1 protein-coding gene is annotated in these 221 nt (G+C 66.5%); it reads left to right on the plus strand.

What is annotated here, in order from left to right:
- The coding region (locus ADL01_RS28040; protein WP_199834950.1) for an RICIN domain-containing protein at positions 1 to 221 on the plus strand (221 nt) is incomplete at both ends.

Genomic DNA, 221 nt, shown 5'->3' on the forward strand with positions numbered 1-221 from the left:
CACCAGCGACGTGCGCGGTGTTGCTTCCGGCAAGTGTCTCGACGTGTCGGGCTTCAGCCAGACCGACGGCGCGAACGTGCAGATCTGGGACTGCCACGGCGGAGTCAACCAGCAGTGGACGTCGACGGACAGCAGCCAGCTGACCGTGTACGGCAACAAGTGCCTGGATGCCCGGGGCGGCGGTACCACGAACGGGACCGCGGTGCAGATCTGGTCGTGCA

It is taken from the genome of Streptomyces sp. NRRL WC-3618 (genome assembly GCF_001280005.1).
GTDB lineage: Bacteria > Actinomycetota > Actinomycetes > Streptomycetales > Streptomycetaceae > Streptomyces.